The 1,067-nt window shown below is 63.5% G+C and carries 1 protein-coding gene; it reads left to right on the top strand.

Translation table 11 applies throughout. The features are described 5' to 3' along the window. Positions 1-132: 132 nt before the first annotated feature. Positions 133-1,062, top strand: coding sequence for a 16S rRNA (cytosine(1402)-N(4))-methyltransferase RsmH (gene rsmH / locus NW807_RS08190; protein ID WP_414425797.1), 930 nt, complete (start codon positions 133-135; stop codon positions 1,060-1,062). Positions 1,063-1,067 lie beyond the last annotated feature (5 nt).

Here is a 1,067-nt window from a genome sequence, read left to right as displayed (position 1 = left end):
GGTCGACTGCCCTTGTCTGGGCTGCTCAGCTGCGCGGTAGCAAGGATTGCCTGCAGATTCCCGATGGCCTGGTGGCCCGGGAAAAAGCCTGGATAGAATCATCGAGGTTGCCCCTCTGCAGCCACTAACCTCATGGACTTGCCGAAAACTCGGCTCGGGGAGAGCTCTCCGTATCACCACGAGTCCGTTTTGACCGAGGAGGTGATGGCCTACCTGCAACCCCAGCAGGGCGGTACGTTTTTGGACGTAACCTTGGGAGGAGGCGGACACACCTTGGCCCTACTGCAGGGGGGAGCAGAACGGGTGGTGGGGCTGGATCGGGATCCGCTGGCTTTGCAGGCAGCTCGGGCGCGCTTGGCAGCAGCAGGGATCCCCCAGGAGCGCATCCAGCTTTGGCACCTCAACTTCGCCAATTTCGATCCGCAGCGGCACGGCTGGCGCGACGAGCAAGGGCGGCCTATCCTCTTCGATGGCATCGTGGCCGACCTGGGGGTGAGCTCGCCCCAACTGGACTGCCCTGAGCGCGGATTTAGCTTTCGCGCCGAGGGGCCGCTGGACATGCGCATGGATCCCACTGCCGCTCAGGAAACCGCTGCCGATTGGGTCAACCGCCGCCCTGCCGAGGACTTGATCGACATTTTCGTTCGCTATGGCGAGGAGCGCTTTGCCCGCCGCATTGCCCATCACATCGAACGCTCCCGCCCCCTTTTCACCACTACCCAACTGGCCCAGGTAGTCTGGCAGGCAGTGCCGCCGGCGGCAAGGCGGGGCCGCATCCACCCAGCTACGCGGGTCTTTCAGGCCCTGCGCATTGCCGTGAACCGAGAACTGGAAGCCCTAGAAACCCTGCTGGCCCAGGCTCCTGCTTGGCTAAAGCCCGGCGGTAGGTTGGCTGTAATCAGCTTCCACAGTCTGGAAGATCGCCTAGTGAAATGGGCCTTCCGTACCGATCCCCGCTGGCAGGTGCTCACCCCTAAACCTCTGCGCCCTTCCAAGCAGGAGCAGCAACGCAATCCCCGGGCCCGCTCTGCCAAACTGCGAGTAGCTGCCCGCCTCGGATAGAGTGG

It is taken from the genome of Synechococcus sp. R70.1 (assembly GCF_047461675.1).
Taxonomy (GTDB): domain Bacteria; phylum Cyanobacteriota; class Cyanobacteriia; order Thermostichales; family Thermostichaceae; genus Thermostichus.
Note: the sequence above shows the minus strand (reverse complement) of the source record. Positions and strands in the feature narration are given on the sequence as shown.

Excerpts from the sequence above, each read along its gene's own strand:
- rsmH (WP_414425797.1), top strand. The coding sequence starts at position 133 with ATGGACTTGCCGAAAACTCGGCTCGGGGAGAGCTCTCCGTATCACCAC.